We start from the raw sequence: 21,075 nt of genomic DNA on the forward strand, positions 1-21,075 counted from the left end.
CTCTGGGACACGCTAGGAGGAGGACGACGATGTCCGAGGCCGTACTGCTGATCGGGACCAAGAACGGGCTCTGGATCGGCCGGAGCGACGCTGCCCGCAAGGACTGGCAGCTGGACGGGCCGGTGCCCGAGTTCGAGATGCAGGGCGTGTACGCCGTGGGCATCGACACCCGTGGCGACCGGCCTCGGCTGTTCGTCGGCGGCACCAGCGAGCACTGGGGGCCGGCCGTCTTCCACTCCGACGACCTCGGCAAGAGCTGGGCGGAGCCGCCGGAGGGCACGATCGGCTTCCCGGAGGACGCCGACGCGTCGCTGGAGCGGGTTTGGCAGATCCAGCCGGGACCGCCCGGTCAGCCGGGCGTCGTGTATGCCGGGTCCGAGCCACAGGCGCTGTGGAAGTCGACCGACGGCGGAGTGACGTTCGAGCTGGTCCGCGGTCTGTGGGACCACCCGCACCGATCGGAGTGGGGCGCCGGCTTCGGTGGCGCGGCGATCCACACCGTGGTGCCGCACCCGACCGATCCCGACCGGGTGAGCGTGGCAATGTCCACCGGCGGCGTCTACCGGACCACCGACGGCGGTGCGACGTGGGCGCCGGCGAACCAGGGGATCCAGGCGAAGTTCTTCCCCGACCCGTATCCGGAGTTCGGCCAGTGCGTCCACAAGCTCGCCGCGCACCCCGACGCACCCGAGCGGATGTTCGCGCAGAACCATCACGGCGTGTACCGCTCGGACGACGGCGGCGCGGTCTGGACGTCGATCGCCGACGGCCTGCCGTCGGACTTCGGGTTCCCGATCGTGGTGCACCCGCACGAGCCCGAGACCGTGTACGTGTTCCCGCTGGTCGCGGACGCGAACCGGATTCCCACCAGGGCACAGTGCCGGGTCTTCCGGTCCCGGGACGCCGGTGCCACCTGGGAGCCGCTGTCGGCCGGACTGCCCGACGTCTCCTACGTCCCGGTGCTGCGGGACGCGATGTGCACCGACACCGCCGATCCCGCCGGGGTGTACGTCGGCACGCGGGACGGCTGTGTCTACGCGAGCCCTGACGCCGGCGACGGCTGGGTCGAGGTCGCGCGGCATCTGCCCGACGTACTGACCGTGCGCGCCGCGGTGGTCGGATGATCGGCGTCCGGCTGCCCACGGTGCTCCGGCCGTTCGCAGGCGGCGTCGAGCGCGTCGAGGTCGAGGCGCGGACCGTGGCCGAGGCGTTCGCCGCGCTCGACGCACCGCTGCGCCGGCGGCTGACCGACGAGCGGGGCGCCATCCGCCGGCACGTCAACATCTACCTGCGCGACGACAACATCCGCGATCTCGACGGTCTGGGGACGCCGCTCGAAGACGGCGACGAGCTGCTGATCCTGCCCAGCGTCGCGGGCGGCTGACGGCGCGCGAAAACAAAAGACTGCACTTCCGCGCGCCGCTTGGTTAGCGTCGGGCGGCATGAGCAACGTCCTCCTGCTGACCGGGCCGTCCGGCTCCGGCAAGACGACCGTGGCGCGACTCGTCGCGACCGACGCGCCACGGCCCACGATGCACCTGACCACCGACGAGTTCTACCGTGGCATCCGCACCGGCTTCGTCGCGCCGTACCTGCCCGGTGCGGAACGCCAGAACGAGGTGGTCGTCGACGCGATCGTCGCCGCCGTCGCCGCCTATGCGCGCGGCGGGTACGACGTGGTGGTCGACGGTGTCATCGGCCCGTGGTTCCTCGCCCCGTTCCGCGCGGCCGCGGCGGCGGGGGAGTGGGCGATGTCGTACGTCGTCCTGCGCCCGGACCTCGGGACAACGCTGCAGCGCGGACAATCCCGGCCCCAGCCCGAGCTGACCGACGCCGACGCCCTTACCGGGCTGCACGGTGCGTTCGCCGACCTCGGCGCGCTGGAGCCGCACGCGCTCGACACCACCCGGCTCGACCCGGACCGAACGGCGGCCGAGGTCCGCAAAGCCGTTGCCTCCGGCTCCTACCTGCTCAACGCCAGCGGATGAGGACAGGCTGTGACCGTCGGCGCCGAGGGGTTGTGACCCTGTCCCGGCCGACCTAGATTCGCGGATGGGGGCCGACGGCTGGGCCGTCGCCTGGGGGGTGCCCGGGGGGAGGGGCACCTCATGCATGCATTTCTGCACCGCCTCGGTCGCGGGGCGGCACATTTCCATTGGCTCGTGATCGGCGGCTGGCTGGTCGCCGTCGTCGCGTTGTTCGTGCTCAAGGGTGCGTTCGGCGGCACGTACTCCAACAACTACACGGTTCCGGGCAGTGAGTCATCCGCTGGTTTGAACATCCTGAACAAGGACTTCAGCACCGCCGGCGGCTATTCGGGCTCGATCGTGTTCCACGCCAAGACCGGCACGGTGGCCGAACACTCCGCGCAGGTCAAATCGTCGATGGACGCTGTCGCCGAACTGCCTGACGTGGTCAGCGCCGTCGACCCGCTGGCGACCTCGCAGACGGCGTACATCTCCAAGGACGGCAGCATCGTCAACGCGCCGGTTTCGTTCTCGGTGGTCCCGGCCTCACTCGACAGCTCGTACCTCGACAAACTCGACGCGGCGGTCGAGCCGGCCCGCGCGGCCGGCCTCCAGGTCGAGTACGGCGGCGGCGCCGGTCAGATCGGCAAACAGGCCGACGACCTGCCCTCGGAGGCGATCGGCCTCCTGCTAGCGCTGGTGTTGCTGTTCCTGATGTTCCGATCCGTCGTCGCGGCCGGACTGCCGCTGCTGTCCGCGGTCTTCAGCGTCGGCGGCGGACTGGCGATCCTCGGTCTGCTCGCGGCGGTGAAGACCTTCCCGGTGTCCGCGCCGACGGTCGCGACCTTGCTCGGCCTCGGGGTCGCGATCGACTACGGACTCTTCCTGGTGTCGCGCCATCGCGAGCAACTGGAGGACGGGATGAGCGTCCGCGAGTCGGCGGGACGGGCCGCGTCCACCTCCGGTGCGGCCATCGTGGTCGCCGGTGGAACGGTCGTGATCGCGATCCTCGGTCTGTACGTGTCCGGCGTCCCGTTCGTCGGCGCGCTCGGGTTGTCGTCGGCGATCGTGGTCGCGGTCACGGTGCTGGCCGCCCTGACGCTGATTCCCGCGCTGCTGGGGCTCGCGAACCTGAGGGTCCTGAACCGCAAGGACCGGCACCATCTCACCGAGGAACGCGAACTCGAGGCCGGTCTCCCGGACGATTCCGCGGTCGCCGCGCATCGTGCGGAGGAACACGAACGGCGCGACGCCGCGCACGAGCGGAGTGCGTTCGCGCGCTGGGGCCGCAAGGTGAGCGCCCGGCCGTGGCCGTTCGGCATCGCCGCGACGCTGGTCTTGCTCGTCCTGTCGATCCCGCTGCTGTCGATGAACCTCGGCCAGCTCGACGCCGGTACCGACCCCGCCCAGGACTCCAGCCGGAAGGCGTACGACCTGATCGCGCAGGGGTTCGGCCCGGGAGCGAACGGTCCGCTGACGGTCGTCGTGCAGCTGGAGTCGGTGAGTGCGGCCGACAAGCAGTCGGTGCTCAGCGGACTGGCTTCGACGCTGCAGAAGACCCCGGGCGTGGCCGCCGTCCAGCAGCCGAGCACGAACAGCGCCGGGACGACCGCGATCATCAACGTCGTCCCGACCACGTCGCCGTCGTCGGCCGACACCGAGGACCTGGTCAATCGGATCCGTGACGACGTGCTGCCCGGCCAGCAGGAACCGACGTACGTCGTCGGGACCACCGCCGGGTACGTCGACTTCACCGAGAAGGTGGGCAGCCGGATGCCGTGGCTGATCGGGGCCGTGGTGCTGCTCGCGTTCGTGCTGCTGACGGTCGCGTTCCGCTCGCTGCTGATCGGCGTGAAGGCCGCGATCCTCAACCTGTTGTCGGTCGGGGCCGCGTACGGCGTGATCGTCGCGGTCTTCCAGTGGGGCTGGGGATCGTCGCTGGTCGGGATCGACGAGTTGGTGCCGATTCCGTCGTTCGTGCCGATGCTGATGTTCGCGATCGTGTTCGGGCTCTCGATGGACTACGAGGTGTTCCTGCTGTCCCGGGTGCACGAGGCCTGGATCGCGACCGGGGACAGCCACCGCGCGGTGGCGATCGGGATCGGCGCGACCGCGCGGGTGATCACGACGGCGGCCGCGATCATGATCGTGGTCTTCCTGAGCTTCGTCCAGGACGACGACCCGACGGTGAAGATGCTGGCGGTCGGCATGGCCGTGGCCGTGCTGATCGACGCCAGCATCGTCAGGATGATCCTGGTCCCGTCCGTGATGACGCTGCTCGGCCCGCGGGCCTGGTGGCTTCCGCGCTGGCTGGATCGGATCGTGCCCGACATCCAGCTCGAGGGCGGATCGCCACCCGCGCCGCCGGCGCCCCGGGAGAAGGTGGGCTCGGCTCCCTGATCAGTGCCGGAACAGCCGGACACCGGTCACGGTCCGGCGGATGCCTCGCTCGGTGCATGCCGCGGCGACCTCGCCGGACCGGATCGACCCGCCGGGCTCCACGATGTGCGTGACGCCGTACCGCTGCGCCTCGTCGACGTTGTCGCTGAAGGGGAGTACGCCGTCGGACACCATCGTGACGTCGGCGAGCGGCTCGTCCGAGCGCCGTGACCACCACAGCGCGGCCTTCTCACCGGCCAGGCGGGTGCAGTCGACGCGGGACTGCTGGCCGGCGCCGATACCGATCGCCACCGCGTCCTTCACCATCACCACGGTGTTCGACTGGGTGTAGCGGGCGACGATCATGCCGAGCACGGCGTCGTCGGGGAGGTCGCGCGGCACCGGCAGCGCGTCGCGCTCCTGCGTCAGCCGCGCGCCGAAGATCTCGCGCACCTCCTCGGCGGGCGGCTCGAACTCCGGGTCGACCTCGAGCACCAGGTAGGTCCCGCGCTTCTTCGCGGCCAGGATCTCGACGACGCCCTCGTCGTACCCGGGCGCGATGATCCCGTCCGAGACGACCCGCTTCAGCACGCCGGCCAGCTCCAGGTCGACCGGATGCGAGACCGCCACGACGTCGCCGTACGACGACTTCGGATCGGCGTCCCGGGCCCGGGTGTACGCCGCCGCCACGGTCTCGCCGAGTGCCGCGCCGGCGGGGGAGACGTGCTTGTACGACGCAGCCGCCGGCCTCCCGAGCGTTTCCGCGGCCTCGCGGACCAACTGCCATCCGGTCAGGGCGTCGAGGATGTTGATGTACGACGGTTCGCCCGCGACCACCGTGAAGGGCGCCTGCTCGACAGCAGCCGGCTGATGAGGATTCGTTCCGTACCGCAGACGCATCGGGACCTCCGAGTCGATCGGAGGCGCCCAGGCGGACGACGCCCTGTAGTTCGCTCCCCGGTGGTGATCCACCCTCGCCAGTCGCGGTGGGGCCAGACTACTTCGTGGCGCGGACGACGAGCAGCGGTGCGTCGGCGGTCAGCGGCTCCCCGTGCCACCCGCTCTCGATCGTCACGTCGGTGAATCCCGCCTGCAGCAGATCGGCCGTGATCTCCTCCGCGGTCCGGAAGTACAAGACGTTGCGGTAGACCGCGTCGTGGCCGTCCGGGAAGACGTTGTGGGCGTCGAACACCACGCGCCCGCCGGCGATCTCGATCAGCTCGAGCCACTCCTTCAGATGCCCGGCCTCGGTGTCGCGCTCGCCGTACGTCGCGTCGCTCGTCCACTGCTCCCACGCGCGGGCCGCCGGGTTGCGTGACTCGAACGCGAACATCCCACCGGGACGCAGCGCCGCGGCGAGCGCCGTCACCGACGCCTGGTGTTCCGCGACGTGCATCATCGTGTTGCCGCTGCTGACCACGAGATCCGCATCGCCGGCCGACTCCACCACGTGATGGTCGCCGTCGATCCAGGTGACCGCGTCGGCACCCGGCTGCCGGCGTGCGTACCCGAGCATCGTCGGGCTCGGGTCGATGCCGATCACCGCCCGGCCCGGTGCGACCAGGGATCGGGTGAGCAGGCCGGTGCCGCAGCCGAAGTCGATGACCTTCGTCGTGCCCTCGGCCAGGGACCGGTAGTAGGCGTGGTCGTCGCCCGGCGGGTTGTCCAGGTCGTACAGATGCACCAGCTGCTCGTCGCCGTACGGATCGTCGGTCACGTATCGCATGCTAGGCAGCCGCGTCGGCCGTGGACCAGGAAAATAAGGGAGCCGGTGCGGGGGACGAGTTCCGCACCGGCTCGATCAGGGGATCAGATCGCGGACACCCAGGCGTAGATGTCGGCGGGACGGCCGGCGTTCTCGGCGTGCTGCGGGTCGAACGGCCCGTGCTTGCGCACCTCGTCGCCCGAGTTGCCCTCGACCGTGGTGATCGTGCCGTCGGTGCCGACGGCAACGACGACGCCGGTGTGCACGCTGGTGTCGGTGCTGTCCGGGCCGGTGCCGTAGAGCACGATGTCACCGGGCCGCATGCCGGTGTCGCCGTCGTGCGTGCGGCCCGTGCCCTGACCCCAGGTGTAGATGTCGCCGGTGAAGCCGTAGTCGGGGATCTGGATGCCGGCCTGCCGCCAGGTCCAGGTAGCGAAGTGCGCACACCACGCCTCGCAGGGCCCGTACGGGTTGCAGTTGCTGCCGGGCGGTGTCTCCTGCTGGCCGACCTCGCCGTTGGCCGCGTTCACGATGGTCGTCCGGGTGTCGGCCGCGGCGGCGGTCAGCGACAGCGATCCGCAGAGGGCGACGGCAACGGCCGCCACGAGCATTCGTACCGAGAGGCGCATGGCCACTCCGATCGGGAGAGGGGGCGGTGGAAACCTTCGAGCGCGCGACCTCAGTATGTGACTGATTAACCTCACAGAGCCATTGCGGCGGCATCAAGTTACCGGCACGCTGTTCGTAAGACAGTTGTCCCAGATGGCGAGACACAGGTGAGCCCAACTTGACCCGGTCGCCGGTTGTCGGCGAATAATGCCTACATGCGATCGATTCTCCTCGTACTTGTGCGGCGCGCCGACTGACGCGACCACAGAGTCGAGCGCGCCCCTTCAGCCAACCCGGCGGAAGGGGTTTTTTGTTGCCAATGCGACTATCCGTGACCCGGAAGCGCAGCGACAACGGCCACAAGCGAGGATGGATCGGTCGCGAAAAGCTAACGAGCGTGACTGACTGAGGGAAGGCACTCATGAGTGAGCAGCTGACCGGGGCACAGGCTCTGATCCGCGCACTGGAACATGCCGGCGTCGACACCGTCTTCGGCATCCCGGGCGGCGCGATCCTCCCGGCGTACGACCCGATGCTCGACTCGACCCAGATCCGCCACATCCTGGTACGTCACGAGCAGGGCGCCGGCCACGCCGCCCAGGGGTACGCCGCGGCGTCCGGCAAGGTCGGCGTCTGTATGGCCACCTCGGGACCGGGCGCGACGAACCTGGTCACCCCGATCGCCGACGCGTACATGGACTCGGTGCCGCTGGTGGCGATCACCGGTCAGGTCGCGAGCGCCGCGATCGGCACCGACGCCTTCCAGGAGGCCGACATCCGCGGCATCACGATGCCGATCACCAAGCACAACTTCCTGGTCAACGATCCGGACGAGATCGCCACCACGATCGCCGAGGCCTTCCACATCGCCTCCACCGGCCGGCCCGGCCCGGTGCTGGTCGACGTGACCAAGGACGCGATGCAGACCAAGGGCGTCGACTTCCAGTGGCCGACCGAGCTCTCGCTGCCCGGCTACCGGCCGGTGACCCGCCCGCACCCCAAGCAGGTGCGTGAGGCGGCCCGCCTGATCGCCGCGGCCGAGAAGCCGGTGCTGTACGTCGGCGGCGGCGTGATCCGTGCGCAGGCCAGCGCCGAGCTCAAGGAACTCGCCGAGCTGCTCGGCATCCCCGTCGTCACCACGCTGATGGCCCGCGGCGCCCTGCCGGACACCCACGAGCTGCACTTCGGGATGCCCGGCATGCACGGCTCGGTGTCCGCCGTCGGCGCGCTGCAGCGGTCCGACCTGCTGGTCTGCCTCGGCGCCCGCTTCGACGACCGCGTGACCGGCCGGCTCGACTCGTTCGCGCCGGAGGCCAAGGTCATCCACGCCGACATCGACCCGGCCGAGATCGGCAAGAACCGCGCCGCCGACGTGCCGATCGTCGGCGACTGCAAGGAGGTCATCACCGACCTGATCGCGGCGCTGCGGACCGAGATCGCGAACACCGGCCGCACCCCGTCGTACGACGCGTGGCGCAAGCAGCTCGACGCGGTGCGCGCGCGTTACCCGCTCGGGTACGACGAGCCCGAGGACGGCACGCTGTCGCCGCAGCACGTGATCAAGCGGATCGGCGAGATCGCCGGACCGGACGCCGTCTACACCGCGGGCGTCGGCCAGCACCAGATGTGGTCCGCGCACTTCCTGCCCTTCGAGAAGCCCGGCCACTGGCTGAACTCCGGCGGTCTCGGCACCATGGGGTACGCGGTGCCGGCCGCGATGGGCGCCAAGGTCGCGCGGCCGGACAAGACCGTCTGGGCGATCGACGGCGACGGCTGCTTCCAGATGACCAACCAGGAGCTCGTCACCTGCGCGCTCGAGGGCATCCCGATCAAGGTTGCCGTGATCAACAACCAGTCGCTGGGCATGGTCCGGCAGTGGCAGACGCTGTTCTACGACAAGCGCTACTCCAACACCGACCTGCACTCGGCCCGGATCCCGGACTTCGCCAAGCTCGCCGAGGCGATGGGCGGCGTCGGTCTGCGCTGCTCCGACAAGGACTCGGTCGACGCGACCATCGAGAAGGCGATGGCGGTCAACGACGCGCCGGTGGTCGTCGACTTCGTGGTGCACCGCGACGCGATGGTGTGGCCGATGGTCGCCGCCGGCGTCAGCAACGACGAGATCCAGATCGCCCGCGACATGGCCCCGACCTGGGACAGCGAGGAACTCTAGTGACTGAGCGAAGCGAAGGCACAATCAAGCACAGCGTCCATGCGACATCGTCGCCCGCAGCGAAGCGAGGACGATGATGTCCAAGCACACACTCAGCATCCTGGTCGAGAACAAGCACGGTGTGCTGGCCCGGGTGGCGGCGCTGATCTCGCGTCGCGGGTTCAACATCGACTCCCTCGCGGTCGGTCCGACCGAGCACCCCGAGGTGTCCCGGATGACGATCGCGGTCAGCGTGGACGAGCAGCCTCTGGAGCAGATCACCAAGCAGCTCAACAAGCTCGTCAACGTGATCAAGATCGTCGAACTCGAACCCACGCAGACCGTCCAGCGCGAACTGCTGCTGGTCAAGGTCAAGGCGGACACCCTGACCCGCGGACAGGTGCTGGAGACCGTCCAGCTGTTCCGTGCGAAGGTGGTCGACGTGGCACCGGACGCGATCACCATCGAGGCGACCGGCAATCCCGAGAAGCTCGAAGCCATGCTCCGGGTGCTGGAACCCTTCGGCGTCCGCGAGTTGGTGCAGTCCGGCATGGTGGCGATCGGCCGGGGCAGCCGCTCCATCTCCGACCGCACCCTGCGACCGGTCCCGGTGCCGCCGCCGCACGTCCAGTCCGGACCCCCGAACGTGCAGGCGCGACCCGCTGATCGCCAGCCTTCGCACCCGGTACCGGCGCCGCCGCCGGGCCGTACCGCCGCCGCCGTACCGAATCAACACTAAGGAGAAGTGCCCGAAGTGGCTGCTGAAATGTTCTACGACGACAACGCCGACCTGTCGGTGATTCAGGGCCGGCACGTGGCCGTGCTCGGCTACGGCTCCCAGGGCCACGCCCACGCGCTCTCGCTGCGCGACTCCGGCGTCGACGTCCGCGTCGGCCTGCCCGAGGGCTCGAAGAGCCGCGCCAAGGCCGAGGCGCAGGGCCTGCGCGTCGTCACGCCGGCCGAGGCCTGCGAGGAGGCCGACGTGATCGTCGTCCTCGCGCCGGACCCGGCCCAGCGCAAGCTCTACACGGAGGCCATCGAGCCCAACCTGGTCGACGGCGACGCGCTGGTCTTCGGTCACGGCTTCAACATCCGGTTCGGCTACATCAAGCCGCCGGCGGGTGTCGACGTGTTCATGGTCGCCCCGAAGGGCCCGGGTCACCTGGTCCGCCGTGAGTACTCCGAGGGCCGCGGCGTCCCGGTGTTGGTCGCGGTCGAGCAGGACGCCACCGGCAGGGCCTGGGACCTGGCGCTGTCGTACGCCAAGGGCATCGGCGGCCTGCGCGCCGGCGGTATCAAGACCACCTTCACCGAGGAGACCGAGACCGACCTGTTCGGTGAGCAGGCCGTCCTCTGCGGTGGCGTGTCGGCGCTGATCCAGGCCGGTTTCGAGACCCTGACCGAGGCCGGGTACCAGCCCGAGGTCGCGTACTTCGAGTGCCTGCACGAGCTGAAGCTGATCGTCGACCTGATCTACGAAGGCGGCATCGCCAAGCAGCGCTGGTCGGTCTCCGACACCGCCGAGTACGGCGACTACGTGTCCGGTCCGCGGATCATCGACGCGTCGGTGAAGGCCCGGATGAAGGAGGTCCTCGGCGACATCACCGACGGCACCTTCGCGGCCCGCTTCATCGCCGACCAGGACGCCGGCGCGCCGGAGTTCGCCGAGTTCCGCAAGCAGAGCGAGGCGCACCCGATCGAAGCCGTCGGCAAGGAGCTGCGCGGTCTGATGGCGTGGGTCAAGTCCCACGACGAGGACTACGTCGAGGGCACCGCCGCCCGCTGACGAACACCCTGTGCAGGGCCCGGGCCATCCAGGTGGTGGTCCGGGCCCTTTTCTTTGGCACAATCAGTGACGGGTGCGTTGTGAGCTGGTGATGGGGGGTTCCTATGGACGGTCGCGAGCTGCCGCGACCGCCGCGGCGGGTTCCGGCGGGTGCCGGGACGCTCACGCAGATGGAGACCCCGAGTCGTCCGGCCCACCCGTCCGAGCCGCAGCCGCGCCGCCCGTGGATCTTCGGCCGGGTCCTGGCCGGGTTCGTCGTCCTCCTGGTGATCGTCGCGGGCGGAGCCGGCGTGGGCTGGTACATCCGGCAGCAGACCCTCCGCATCGACACCGCCGCGGCACTGAAGGCCGCCGGACCGGCTGTCGTCCGGGTGCTCGCCACCACCTGTGCGGGCAGTGGCGAGGCGTCAGGCGTGCTGATCGACAAGGGTCGCGTGCTCACCGCGACATCGGCGGTCGACCAGCCGAAGTCGATCGTGGTCGTCGCGCCGGACGGGCGGATCCGGCGGGCCAACCTGATCGGCACCAGCGCGGACGGTGTGGCCGTCCTGCAGACGATCGGGTTCGAGGGCTCGCCGCTGACACTGCCGCCGGTGCCTCCGGATCCGAAGGCCGAGCGAGCACTGATCGGCTACACGGCAGCCGGCAAGCAGGTGGTCAACGCGATCGGTTCCGAAGCCGAGCCCGCGGCGCTGAGTCAGTTCATGAACGCGGCCAAGCTGGGCGGACCGGTCGTCGACAAGTCCGGCAGGCTGATCGGCCTGGTCACCGGCGACACGGTCCAGGCCAGCACCGTCGTCCCGTTCACCAAGCTCCAGGGATACGTCGCTACCGCGCCGTCCGGGCTCGCCGTCGGAACGCTCGGTGAGTGTGCGCAGTCCCGTGGTCCGCAGGGTGCCGTCACACCGGAGCTGCTGGTCGCCGGCACGCCGCTCGCCCTGGAGGTGCGGCAGTTGCTCGCCGGCTACCTGACGCTGGAGAACCAGCAGGACTTCGCGGCGCTGCAGGCGCTGTACTCGCCGAGGTACGCCAAGGGCATGACCGAGGCCGTGGACCGGGAGAAGCACCAGACGACGTACTTCTTCAACCCCAGGATCACCGACCTGGCGCCGGACGGCTCGTCGGCGCGGATGGCGTACAACGTCATGTACTCGCCCAACGCGAAGGGCGCCGGCGACCAGAACTGCAGCCGGCTGGACACGAGGTTCGCCCTGGTCAGGTCGCGCGGCAAGTTGGTCATCGACGCCACCAAGGCGCTGGGAGGCGCACCTGCCTGCGACACGTAGGGCCCGGCATCCGGGTCGCTCCGCCCGGCGGTCCGCGGACGCGGTACCATCGACTCAGCGGGCACAGCGCGGTGCTCTGTTCTTGATGAGCCCCTACCGCTTCTGCAGGAGATTCCTCCATGTCAACACCGACTGACGTAACCCGGCCCGTCGTCCTGATCGCCGAAGAGCTCAGCCCGGCCACCGTCGAGGCGCTCGGCCCCGACTTCGAGATCCGGCACACCAACGGCGCCGACCGCGCCGAGCTGCTCCCGGCCATCGCCGACGTCGACGCCATCCTGATCCGCAGCGCCACCAAGGTCGACGCCGAGGCGCTGGCCGCCGCGAAGAAGCTGAAGGTCGTCGCCCGCGCCGGCGTCGGCCTGGACAACGTGGACGTGAAGGCCGCCACCCAGGCCGGGGTGATGGTCGTGAACGCGCCGACCTCCAACATCGTCAGCGCCGCCGAGCTCGCGGTCGCGCTGCTGCTCGCCTCCGCGCGCCGGGTCCCGGCTGCGAACGAGTCGCTGAAGAAGGGCGAGTGGAAGCGCAGCAAGTACTCCGGTGTCGAGCTGTTCGAGAAGACCGTCGGCATCGTCGGCCTCGGCAAGATCGGCGTCCTGGTCGCGCAGCGGCTGGCCGCCTTCGGCATGAACGTGATCGCCTACGACCCGTACGTGCAGGCCGGCCGGGCCGCGCAGATGGGCGTCCGGCTCGCCACCCTGGACGAGCTGCTGGCGACCAGTGACTTCATCTCGGTGCACCTGCCGAAGACCCCGGAGACCATCGGGCTGATCGGCGACGAGCAGCTGCACAAGGTCAAGCCCGAGGTCGTCATCGTGAACGCGGCCCGCGGCGGCATCGTCGACGAGCAGGCGCTCTACTCTGCATTGAAGGAAGGGCGCGTGGCCGGCGCCGGGCTGGACGTGTTCGCGAGCGAGCCGTGCACGGACTCGCCGCTGTTCGAGTTCGAGAACGTCGTCGTGACGCCGCACCTCGGCGCGTCCACCGACGAGGCGCAGGAGAAGGCCGGGATCGCGGTCGCGAAGTCGGTCCGGCTCGCGCTGTCGGGCGAGCTGGTGCCGGACGCGGTCAACGTCCAGGGCGGCGTGATCGCCGAGGACGTCCGGCCCGGTATCGCGCTGACCGAGAAGCTCGGCCGGATCTTCACCGCGCTGGCCGGCGGCGTCGCGCAGCAGCTCGACGTCGAGGTCCGCGGCGAGATCACGCAGTACGACGTGAAGGTGCTCGAGCTCGCCGCGCTCAAGGGTGTGTTCGCCGACGTCGTCGAGGACAACGTCTCGTACGTGAACGCGCCGCTGCTGGCCGCCGAGCGAGGCCTCGAGGTCCGGCTCGTCACCGACCACGACAGCCCCGAGCACCGCAACCTGATCACGCTGCGCGGCACGCTCGCCGACGGCGCCCAGGTGTCGGTGTCCGGCACGCTGGTCGGCGTCCGGCAGTCGGAGCGGCTGGTCGAGATCGACGGGTTCGACGTCGAGATCGAGCTGGCCGCGCACCTGGCGTTCCTCACCTACGAGGACCGCCCGGGCATCGTCGGCCAGGTCGGCCGGATCCTCGGCGAGGCCGACGTGAACATTGCCGGCATGCAGGTCAGCCGGGACCGCAAGGGCGGCAAGGCGCTGGTCGCGCTGTCGGTCGACTCGAAGATCGAGCCGGCGGTTCTCGACGACATCAGCGCCGCCGTCCAGGCCGACACCGCCCGCACGGTCGACCTCGAGGCGTGATTCACCCCAACGGCTGATTTACTGAAGGCGGTCAGCCGCCCGCAGGCGCATGGCGGCCGACAAGGGCCCGAGCTCCATAGCTCGGGCCCGCTTCATTTCCCTGGCTGACCCCCCGATTTGGCTGGCTCGCCAGCCAAATCGGGGGTTTGTCACCGCAGTTCCGGGTGGAGAACCCCCAATTTGCCTGGCTAACCAGGCAAATGCGAGGGGTGGGTGGGCTAGCGGCGGGTGGCCAGCAGGACGGCGGCGTCGGGGGCGACCATCACCTCGACGGTGGTGAAGCGCTTGTCCATCAGCCATTCCTGGCGGAGCGTGTCGACGCGGCCCTCGTACATCGGCGGCCAGACGGCCGACGGGGTGAAGTCGTCGAGCACGACGAAACCGCCCGGCTCGACGACGTCCGCGATCACGTCGCGGGCGGACAGCTTCGCCTCGCGCGCGTCCACGAACAGCAGCGCGAACGGCCCGCGCTCGATCAGCGCGGTCCAGTCGGCCGAGACGACCTCGATCCGCTCGTCGGCGGCGAACAGCTCCGCGACCGCCTGCGCGAGCTGCGGATCGCTCTCCGCGGTGACGATGTTGGTGCCCTCACCCGCGCCGCTGCGCAGCCACGCCGAGCCGACGCCGCAGCCGGTCCCGAGCTCACCGAGCAGGCCGGTCTTCGAGGCCGCGAGAGTGGCGAGCAACCGGCCGGTCTCGTTCCTGGTGGAGCTGACGAACCCGCGCCGGCCGGACAGGCTGAGGGCCGCCGAGACCAGCGGCGGCAGTTCTGGAGGAGCACTCACCGGGTGAGAGTCGCACAGGTCCGGTCCAGCGCCCGCACTGCGATCTCAGATACCGGGACAACCTGCCCGCATGGTGGAGGAATAGTCGGATGTGCGAGTAAATTCGTGCGCACCCTGCCGCCCACGACATCCTTGGGAGGAGCAGCATGTACGAGATGTATCCAGCCAACTGGCCCGCGATCGACGCCCGCGAGCGCAAGGCGACCCGGCGTCGCCGCACTGCCCGCCCGGCCGGCGACGAGGTCAAGGCTGTCCAAGAGGCCATGAACCGCCGCGACAATGGGGGAGAACCCAAGAAGTGAGCGAGAACAAGAATTTCACGCTGGCCGTCGTTCCCGGTGACGGGATCGGACCGGAGGTCACCACCGAGGCCCTGAAGGTCCTCGACGCGGTAGCCGCACAGCACGGCGTGACGTTCGAGCGGACCGAGTACGACCTCGGCGCGAAGCGCTGGCACGCCACCGGTGAGACGCTGCCGGACGCCGAGCTGGAGGCGATCCGCGGACACGACGCGATCCTGCTCGGCGCGGTCGGCGACCCGAGCGTCCCGTCCGGCGTCCTCGAGCGCGGTCTGCTGCTCAAGCTCCGGTTCACCCTCGACCACTACGTGAACCTGCGGCCCTCGAAGATCTACCCGTCCGTCGGCTCCCCGCTGGCGAACCCGGGTGCGGTCGACTTCGTCGTCGTCCGCGAGGGCACCGAGGGCCCGTACGTCGGCAACGGCGGCGCGCTCCGCGTCGGCACGCCGGCCGAGATCGCCACCGAGGTGTCGGTCAACACGGCGTACGGCGTCGAGCGGGTCGTCCGCGACGCGTTCGCCCGCGCCCAGGCCCGCCCGCGCAAGAAGCTCACGCTCGTGCACAAGAACAACGTGCTCGTGCACGCCGGCCACCTGTGGAAGCGGACCGTCGACAAGGTCGCGGAGGAGTTCCCGGAGATCGCCGTCGACTACCTGCACGTGGACGCCGCGACGATCTTCCTGGTCACCGACCCGGCGCGCTTCGACGTGATCGTCACCGACAACCTGTTCGGCGACATCATCACCGACCTGGCGGCTGCGATCAGCGGCGGGATCGGGCTGGCCGCGAGCGGCAACATCAACCCGGACCGGACCGCGCCGAGCATGTTCGAGCCGGTGCACGGCTCCGCGCCGGACATCGCCGGCCAGCAGAAGGCCGACCCGACCGCGGCGATCCTGTCCGCGGCGCTGCTGCTCGAGCACCTCGGCCTGACCGAGGCGGCGCGGGCGATCGAGGCGGCCGTCGAGGCGGACATCGAGGAGCGCACGGGCGCCGCCCGCAGCACGTCCGAGATCGGCGACGCGATCGCCAAGCGCGCGGCGGGCTGAAGGGCGACACTCGCATGACCACTTGGCCTAGAGGTACGGTGCGCTTATGAGCGCCGATCTGCAGTTCACCGTTGAGCCAACCACCCAACCGGCCAGCGACGACCAGCGCGCCCAGATCCTGGCGAACCCGGGATTCGGGCAGTACTTCACCGACCACATGGCGATCGCCACCTGGACGGCCGAGAAGGGCTGGCACGACGCACGGATCACCGCCTTCGGACCGCTGGAGCTGTCTCCGGCGACCTCGGTGTTCCACTACGCCCAGACGATCTTCGAGGGGATGAAGGCCTACCGGCATCCCGACGACTCGATCCACCTGTTCCGCCCCGAGGCCAACGCGGTCCGGTTCCAGCGCTCCGCGCACCGGCTCGCGCTCCCCGAGCTGCCGACCGCCGCGTTCCTCGACTCGCTGCACAAGCTGGTCGAGATCGACAAGGCCTGGGTGCCGGGCGGCGGCGAGACCTCGCTGTACCTGCGGCCGTTCATGTTCGGCTCGGACCCGTTCCTCGGCGTCCGCCCGTCGGCCCAGGTCACGTACTGCGTGATCGCCTCGCCGGCCGGGTCGTACTTCGCGAACGGCGTGAAGCCGGTCCGGATCTGGCTCAGCGAGGAGTACACCCGTGCGGCCCCCGGCGGCACCGGCGCGGCGAAGACCGGCGGCAACTACGCCTCCTCGCTGCTCGCCCAGGCCGAGGCGATCGAGCACGGCTGCGACCAGGTCGCGTTCCTCGACGCGGTCGAGAAGAAGTGGGTCGAGGAGCTCGGCGGGATGAACCTGTACTTCGTCCTCGACGACAACTCGGTCGTCACGCCGGAGCTGTCCGGCACGATCCTCGAGGGCGTTACCCGGGACTCGATCCTGAAGCTGGTCACCGACCTCGGCTACACGGTCACCGAGCGCAAGATCTCGGTCGACGAGTGGCGTGCCGGCGCGGAGTCCGGCAAGGTGCGCGAGGTGTTCGCCTGCGGCACCGCCGCGGTCGTCACCCCGGTCGCGTCGCTGAAGTGGAAGGACGGCGAGACCCGGATCGGCGACGGCGACGGCGGCCCGGTCACCGCGGCCGTCCGCACCGCCCTCCTCGACGTCCAGTACGGCCGCGCGGCCGACCCGCACGGCTGGATGACCCGCATCGCCTGAGGCACACCGAACGGCCCGGTGGTTTCTGACCACCGGGCCGTTGTCATGTCCGGCGCTTGAGGTACCGGCCGATCGTGTTCAGCACGCCCAGCACCAGCCAGAGGCCGATCGCCAGCACCGGCGCTCCGGTCCACCCGTACTCGCTGTACTCACCGGAGTCCGGTTTCAGCAACACGATCACGACCGTGTCCGCGAGGCCCAGGTAAGCGCACACGAACGAGGCGACGGTCGTCGGCGAGGCCAGCGCGACCAGGACGAGGACGACGTACGCGATGAACAACCAGTTGGCAGCGCTCCCGAGCAGCTCGGCGTCGCGGGTCATGCCGAAGCCGCTGTAGATGCGCACGCTGTCGCGGCTGTACTCCCGGATCAACCAGGTCGGCGTCAGTGTGACGAGCACGGCCAGCGCGGTCGCGTAGCCGAGCAGCTGGAAGCGCAGTTGCTCGAAGCCGTTCGCGTCGCGCGGCGGCAACGGCGCCTTCAGCACGTTCAGGTTCACGTTGTCGGGCTCGCTCACCGGTGATTCCCTGTTCCGCAGTAGTAGTTTCACAGGATCTTTTCAGGTCGGAGGGTCGGACAGTTGGTCGCTGGCTGTCGCTGCGGTTCGATAGGGTCGGGCGGTATGAGCGGCTTCCCGGACGAGGTTGAGGCGTACTACGCGGAGCTGGCCGAGCGGCGTGGATGGTCCGGGGAGACCGCCGCCGCGATCCGGTCGACTGTCGAGCTGATCCGGGACCTGGACCGTGGCACCGCATCGCGGACGTACGGCGCGGCCGTCGACGACTACGGCACCGACTGGCTCTACGAGGCCGTCTGGCACGAGCGTGAATGGGTCGTCGTGCGGCAGCTCGGCGTCGGCGAGGACGGCGAAGTCACGCGGTACTGGTGGCAGCGCTTGGAAGACGACGAGGGAATGCTGACCGACCGGTCCCTCGACCGCGACGACTGGGGCCTGCGGCCGCTCACCCGCGAGGACTTCTACACCGCCTGGGACGACCCCGGCTGGTCCCTCACCGCGTGAACTCCGGCGCTGAACTCCAGTACCGGGCGCAGTACTGAATGTTCGTGATGCGAGACGGGGCCCTCATGGTCCGGACATTGTGTGGCAGACTGCAAAACGTCATGAAGCACTATCGGGTGATTATTACCTAGGCGCGCTCAGCAAGCTGTACCTGAGCGCGCAGACCTCTCGCACCTTGCGGGAGGTTTTTTGTTTGCCTGACAACCCCTCCGGAAGGCCGGCCCCATGAGCATCTCGGACGATTTCCACGTCTACGACACCACCTTGCGCGACGGTGCGCAGCAGGAGGGTCTGGCGCTGTCCGTGGCCGACAAGATCGCCATCGCGCAGTACCTGGACGAGCTGGGGGTCGGATTCATCGAGGGTGGCTGGCCGGGCGCCGTCCCCAAGGACACCGAGTTCTTCGAGCGGGCGAAGACCGAGCTGCACCTGCGGAACGCGACATTCGCGGCGTTCGGAGCGACCTGCAAGCCGGGGTCGGCGGCCGCCGACGACCCGCAAGTGGCTGCGTTGCGGGACTCGGGCGCTGCTGTGGTCACACTCGTTGCCAAGAGCCACGACGCGCATGTCGAGCGGGCCCTGCGCACGACGCTCGACGAGAACCTGCGGATGGTGGCCGACACCGTCCGGCACCTCCGCGAGAGCGGCCAGCGGGTCTTCCTCGACACCGAACACTTCTTCGACGGCTATCGCGCGAACCGCGCCTACGCGCTCGAGGTCGTACGAGTAGCCGCCGAGGCCGGCGCCGATGTCGTCGCGCTGTGCGACACCAACGGCGGGACGCTGCCGCGGGAGCTGCAGGACGTCGTCCGCGACGTCCTCGCCTCGACCGGGGCCCGGCTCGGCATCCACGCTCACAACGACGGCGGTTGCGCGGTGGCGAACTCGATCGCCGCCGTCGAGGCCGGCGTCACGCACGTCCAGGGCACGATCAACGGGTACGGCGAGCGCACCGGCAACGCCGACCTGCTGGCGATCGTCGCCAACCTCGAACTCAAGCGGGACATGCGACTCCTCCCGCCCGGCAACCTCGCGGACTCGTTCCGGATCGCGCACGCGATCGCCGAGGTGACGAACGTGCCGCCGTCGGCCCGGCAGCCGTACGTCGGGCTGTCCGCGTTCGCTCACAAGGCGGGCCTGCACGCCAGCGCGATCAAGGTCGACCCGGACCTCTACCAGCACACGGATCCGGCGCGCGTGGGAAACGACATGCGCATGCTGGTCTCCGAGATGGCCGGCCGGGCGAGCGTCGAGCTGAAGGGCCGGGAGCTCGGGTTCGACCTCGGCGACGACCGGGAGCTGGTCAGCCGGGTGACCGAGCGGGTGAAGGACCTGGAGGCCCGCGGGTACACGTTCGAGGCGGCCGACGCGTCGTTCTCGCTGCTGCTCACCGAGGAGGTCGACGGCAAGCGGCCGAGCTTCTTCGACGTCGAGTCGTGGCGGGTGATCACCGAGTCGCGCGCCGACGGCGAGGCGGTCTCGGAGTCGACGGTGAAGCTGGTCGCGGGCGGCGAGCGGGAGATCGTCACCGGCGAGGGCAACGGTCCGGTCAACGCGCTCGACCACGCACTGCGGGCCGCGATCGAGCGCGCGTACCCGGTGGTGAACAAGTTCGACCTCGTCGACTACAAGGTCCGCATCCTCGACCAGGGCCACGGCACCGACGCGGTGATCCGCGTGCTGATCGAGACCGCCGACGGCGAGGGCTCGTGGGTGACGGTCGGCGTCGGCCACAACATCGTCGAGGCGTCCTGGGAGGCGCTCGTCGACGGCGTCACCTTCGGCCTGCTCCGTCACAAGGAGGTCGCGCGATGAGCCTGCTGGCGGTCGAGCGCGCGGTCACCACGTTCACCGCGCAGGTGGTCGAGGTCGAGGGTCTGCTGGCCCGGATCGCCGTCCTGCTGAACCCGTACGACGTCCGCGAACTCGCCCTGTCCCTCGACGACCGCACGCTGCGGATCGTCGTCGAGGGCAACGGCTTCGACGCCGGCCGGGTCGCCGCCCGCCTGGACAAGGTGATCGGCGTCCTCGACGTCACGTACTCCTGAGCTTTGCCGGCTGTCCGTCAGTGGAGCGCTTGTGCTCCGATGACCGGCAACCTGGCGCCCTGTACGGCCCTGGCGGGCTCGGCCATCTGGGTGGCGCTCCTGCCGAGCAGTCCTCTATCCGACGCTCCCGCAGCATCACCGACGCCGAACGCGTGTGGCGACTGTCGGAAGAGCTGACGAAGACCATGTTCCAGGCCGCCTGACATTTCGTCTTTCCGTTGCCTGGCGACGGGTGCTGGGTCTAGCGTCGCGATCAGTTCGAGCGCAGGAGGGGATTCATGCCGCTGACCGATGGCGAACAGGCGCAGATCGAGCAGGCCAACACATCCGGCAAGCAACCCGTGGTGTTCGTTCACGGTCTCTGGTTGCTCTCCAGCAGCTGGGACCGCTGGCGCCGATTGTTCGAGGAGAACGGCTACGCGACCGTCGCGCCGGGCTGGCCGGACGACCCGGAGACGGTGGCCGAGGCCCGTGAGCACCCCGAGGTGTTCGCGCACAAGATGGTCCAGGCGGTCACCGACCACTATCTGGACGCGATCGGGCGGCTGGATCGCAAGCCGGCCGTCGTAGGGCATTCGTTCGGTGGGTTGATCGCGCAGAAGATCGCCGGCGAGGGCGTGGCGGCCGTGACGGTCGCGATCGATCCGGCGCCGGGGCGCGGTGTGCTGCCGTTGCCGCCGTCTGCGTTGAAGGCCGGCTCGCCGGTGCTGGGGAACCCGGCGAACGCGCGGCGGTCGGTGACGCTGACGTTCGACGAGTTCAAGTACGGCTGGGCGAACAGCCTCGACGAGGAAGAGGCCCGGCAGTTGTACGACGAGTTCCACGTGGCGGCGTCCGGCGTACCGATCTTCCAGGCGGCTGTCGCCAACCTGAACCCGTTCAGCGAGACCAAGGTCGACTTCAAGGCGGCGAACCGGGGACCGATCCTGCTGATCTCGGGGGAGAAGGACCACACGGTTCCACAAGCGATGACCTACGCGGCCTACAAACGGCACACGAAGAACTCCGGCGTCACCGAGTTCGTCGAGCTCCCGGGCCGCGGCCACTCACTGGTGATCGACAACGGCTGGGAAGAGGTCGCCCGCACCGCGCTCGACTTCGTCCACAAATACGCCTGAGGTGGA

At 69.6% G+C, this 21,075-nt stretch carries 20 protein-coding genes, 1 pseudogene and 1 riboswitch; of the genes and pseudogenes, 16 read left to right on the forward strand and 5 right to left on the reverse strand.

From position 1 onward, the window contains the following. Positions 1-29 precede the first annotated feature (29 nt). From ABZX12_RS31705 to ABZX12_RS31720, 4 genes are all read left to right on the forward strand, one after another. Positions 30-1,124, forward strand: a complete 1,095-nt coding sequence (locus ABZX12_RS31705; RefSeq protein WP_355699127.1) for an exo-alpha-sialidase — start codon at positions 30-32, stop codon at positions 1,122-1,124. Beyond that, on the forward strand, positions 1,121-1,384 hold the full coding sequence (locus tag ABZX12_RS31710; protein ID WP_355699128.1) for a MoaD/ThiS family protein: 264 nt from the start codon (positions 1,121-1,123) through the stop codon (positions 1,382-1,384). Before ABZX12_RS31705 ends, ABZX12_RS31710 begins: the two co-directional genes overlap by 4 nt. A 58-nt stretch (positions 1,385-1,442) precedes the next feature. After that, a complete protein-coding gene (locus ABZX12_RS31715) occupies positions 1,443-1,988 on the forward strand; it encodes an AAA family ATPase (protein ID WP_355699129.1) in 546 nt (181 codons plus the stop codon). A gap of 120 nt (positions 1,989-2,108) precedes the next feature. After that, positions 2,109-4,367 (forward strand): MMPL family transporter, encoded by a 2,259-nt coding sequence (locus ABZX12_RS31720; protein WP_355699130.1) that lies wholly within the window; start codon positions 2,109-2,111, stop codon positions 4,365-4,367. On the opposite strand, the gene ABZX12_RS31725 is transcribed toward ABZX12_RS31720, so the two are convergent. The 3 genes from ABZX12_RS31725 to ABZX12_RS31735 form a co-directional block, all read right to left on the reverse strand. Further along, entirely contained in the window at positions 4,368-5,246 is an 879-nt protein-coding gene (locus tag ABZX12_RS31725) for a 5-aminoimidazole-4-carboxamide ribonucleotide transformylase (protein WP_355699131.1), read from the reverse strand. It abuts the gene before it with no gap. 18 nt (positions 5,247-5,264) lie between these two features. Continuing rightward, positions 5,265-5,334: riboswitch (ZMP/ZTP riboswitch) on the reverse strand. A 9-nt stretch (positions 5,335-5,343) separates the two neighbouring features. Beyond that, the gene (locus tag ABZX12_RS31730; protein WP_355699132.1) at positions 5,344-6,072 is read right to left on the reverse strand and encodes a class I SAM-dependent methyltransferase; all 729 of its coding nucleotides are present in this window, start codon (positions 6,070-6,072) and stop codon (positions 5,344-5,346) included. An 83-nt stretch (positions 6,073-6,155) separates the two neighbouring features. Then, positions 6,156-6,680 carry a CHAP domain-containing protein gene (locus ABZX12_RS31735; protein ID WP_355699133.1) on the reverse strand — a complete coding sequence of 175 codons (525 nt, stop codon included), beginning with the start codon at positions 6,678-6,680 and terminating at the stop codon, positions 6,156-6,158. Positions 6,681-7,081: 401 nt separating this feature from the next. Here ABZX12_RS31735 and ABZX12_RS31740 point away from each other — a divergent pair, with 401 nt between their 5' ends. The 5 genes and pseudogenes from ABZX12_RS31740 (at position 7,082) to serA (ending at position 13,611) form a co-directional block, all read left to right on the forward strand. Beyond that, a complete protein-coding gene (locus tag ABZX12_RS31740) occupies positions 7,082-8,833 on the forward strand; it encodes an acetolactate synthase large subunit (RefSeq protein WP_355699134.1) in 1,752 nt (583 codons plus the stop codon). A gap of 76 nt (positions 8,834-8,909) precedes the next feature. Continuing rightward, positions 8,910-9,413 (forward strand): annotated as a pseudogene (gene ilvN, locus ABZX12_RS31745) (acetolactate synthase small subunit); the annotation flags it as partial. A gap of 165 nt (positions 9,414-9,578) precedes the next feature. Beyond that, entirely contained in the window at positions 9,579-10,598 is a 1,020-nt protein-coding gene (gene ilvC / locus ABZX12_RS31750) for a ketol-acid reductoisomerase (RefSeq protein WP_355699356.1), read from the forward strand. A 170-nt stretch (positions 10,599-10,768) separates the two neighbouring features. Beyond that, on the forward strand, positions 10,769-11,884 hold the full coding sequence (locus tag ABZX12_RS31755; RefSeq protein ID WP_355699135.1) for a serine protease: 1,116 nt from the start codon (positions 10,769-10,771) through the stop codon (positions 11,882-11,884). A 119-nt stretch (positions 11,885-12,003) separates the two neighbouring features. Beyond that, a complete protein-coding gene (gene serA, locus ABZX12_RS31760; RefSeq protein ID WP_355699136.1) occupies positions 12,004-13,611 on the forward strand; it encodes a phosphoglycerate dehydrogenase in 1,608 nt (535 codons plus the stop codon). Between the two features lie 218 nt (positions 13,612-13,829). On the opposite strand, the gene ABZX12_RS31765 is transcribed toward serA, so the two are convergent. After that, entirely contained in the window at positions 13,830-14,396 is a 567-nt protein-coding gene (locus tag ABZX12_RS31765; RefSeq protein WP_355699137.1) for a class I SAM-dependent methyltransferase, read from the reverse strand. A 146-nt stretch (positions 14,397-14,542) separates the two neighbouring features. On the opposite strand from ABZX12_RS31765, the gene ABZX12_RS31770 reads away from it, so the two are divergent. Genes ABZX12_RS31770 through ABZX12_RS31780 form a run of 3 tightly spaced genes read left to right on the forward strand, consistent with a single transcriptional unit; the run spans position 14,543 to position 16,882 of the window. Then, positions 14,543-14,698, forward strand: coding sequence for a hypothetical protein (locus ABZX12_RS31770; RefSeq protein ID WP_355483346.1), 156 nt, complete (start codon positions 14,543-14,545; stop codon positions 14,696-14,698). After that, positions 14,695-15,744 (forward strand): 3-isopropylmalate dehydrogenase, encoded by a 1,050-nt coding sequence (locus ABZX12_RS31775; protein WP_355699138.1) that lies wholly within the window; start codon positions 14,695-14,697, stop codon positions 15,742-15,744. The genes ABZX12_RS31770 and ABZX12_RS31775 overlap by 4 nt, the downstream gene beginning before the upstream one ends. Positions 15,745-15,790: 46 nt before the next feature. Further along, the gene (locus ABZX12_RS31780; RefSeq protein ID WP_355699139.1) at positions 15,791-16,882 is read left to right on the forward strand and encodes a branched-chain amino acid aminotransferase; all 1,092 of its coding nucleotides are present in this window, start codon (positions 15,791-15,793) and stop codon (positions 16,880-16,882) included. Between the two features lie 43 nt (positions 16,883-16,925). On the opposite strand, the gene ABZX12_RS31785 is transcribed toward ABZX12_RS31780, so the two are convergent. Then, positions 16,926-17,399, reverse strand: coding sequence for a hypothetical protein (locus tag ABZX12_RS31785; RefSeq protein WP_355699140.1), 474 nt, complete (start codon positions 17,397-17,399; stop codon positions 16,926-16,928). Between the two features lie 105 nt (positions 17,400-17,504). Here ABZX12_RS31785 and ABZX12_RS31790 point away from each other — a divergent pair, with 105 nt between their 5' ends. The 4 genes from ABZX12_RS31790 to ABZX12_RS31805 all read left to right on the forward strand — a co-directional run bounded on the left by ABZX12_RS31790 (position 17,505) and on the right by ABZX12_RS31805 (position 21,069). Further along, positions 17,505-17,903 carry a hypothetical protein gene (locus ABZX12_RS31790; RefSeq protein WP_355699141.1) on the forward strand — a complete coding sequence of 133 codons (399 nt, stop codon included), beginning with the start codon at positions 17,505-17,507 and terminating at the stop codon, positions 17,901-17,903. 225 nt (positions 17,904-18,128) lie between these two features. Next, on the forward strand, positions 18,129-19,718 hold the full coding sequence (gene cimA / locus ABZX12_RS31795) for a citramalate synthase (RefSeq protein ID WP_355699142.1): 1,590 nt from the start codon (positions 18,129-18,131) through the stop codon (positions 19,716-19,718). After that, positions 19,715-19,951 carry a hypothetical protein gene (locus tag ABZX12_RS31800; RefSeq protein ID WP_355699143.1) on the forward strand — a complete coding sequence of 79 codons (237 nt, stop codon included), beginning with the start codon at positions 19,715-19,717 and terminating at the stop codon, positions 19,949-19,951. Before cimA ends, ABZX12_RS31800 begins: the two co-directional genes overlap by 4 nt. Before the next feature lie 278 nt (positions 19,952-20,229). Further along, positions 20,230-21,069 (forward strand): alpha/beta hydrolase, encoded by an 840-nt coding sequence (locus tag ABZX12_RS31805; RefSeq protein WP_355699144.1) that lies wholly within the window; start codon positions 20,230-20,232, stop codon positions 21,067-21,069. Positions 21,070-21,075: the final 6 nt, after the last annotated feature.

It is taken from the genome of Kribbella sp. NPDC003505 (assembly GCF_040610875.1).
Taxonomy (GTDB): Bacteria; Actinomycetota; Actinomycetes; order Propionibacteriales; family Kribbellaceae; genus Kribbella.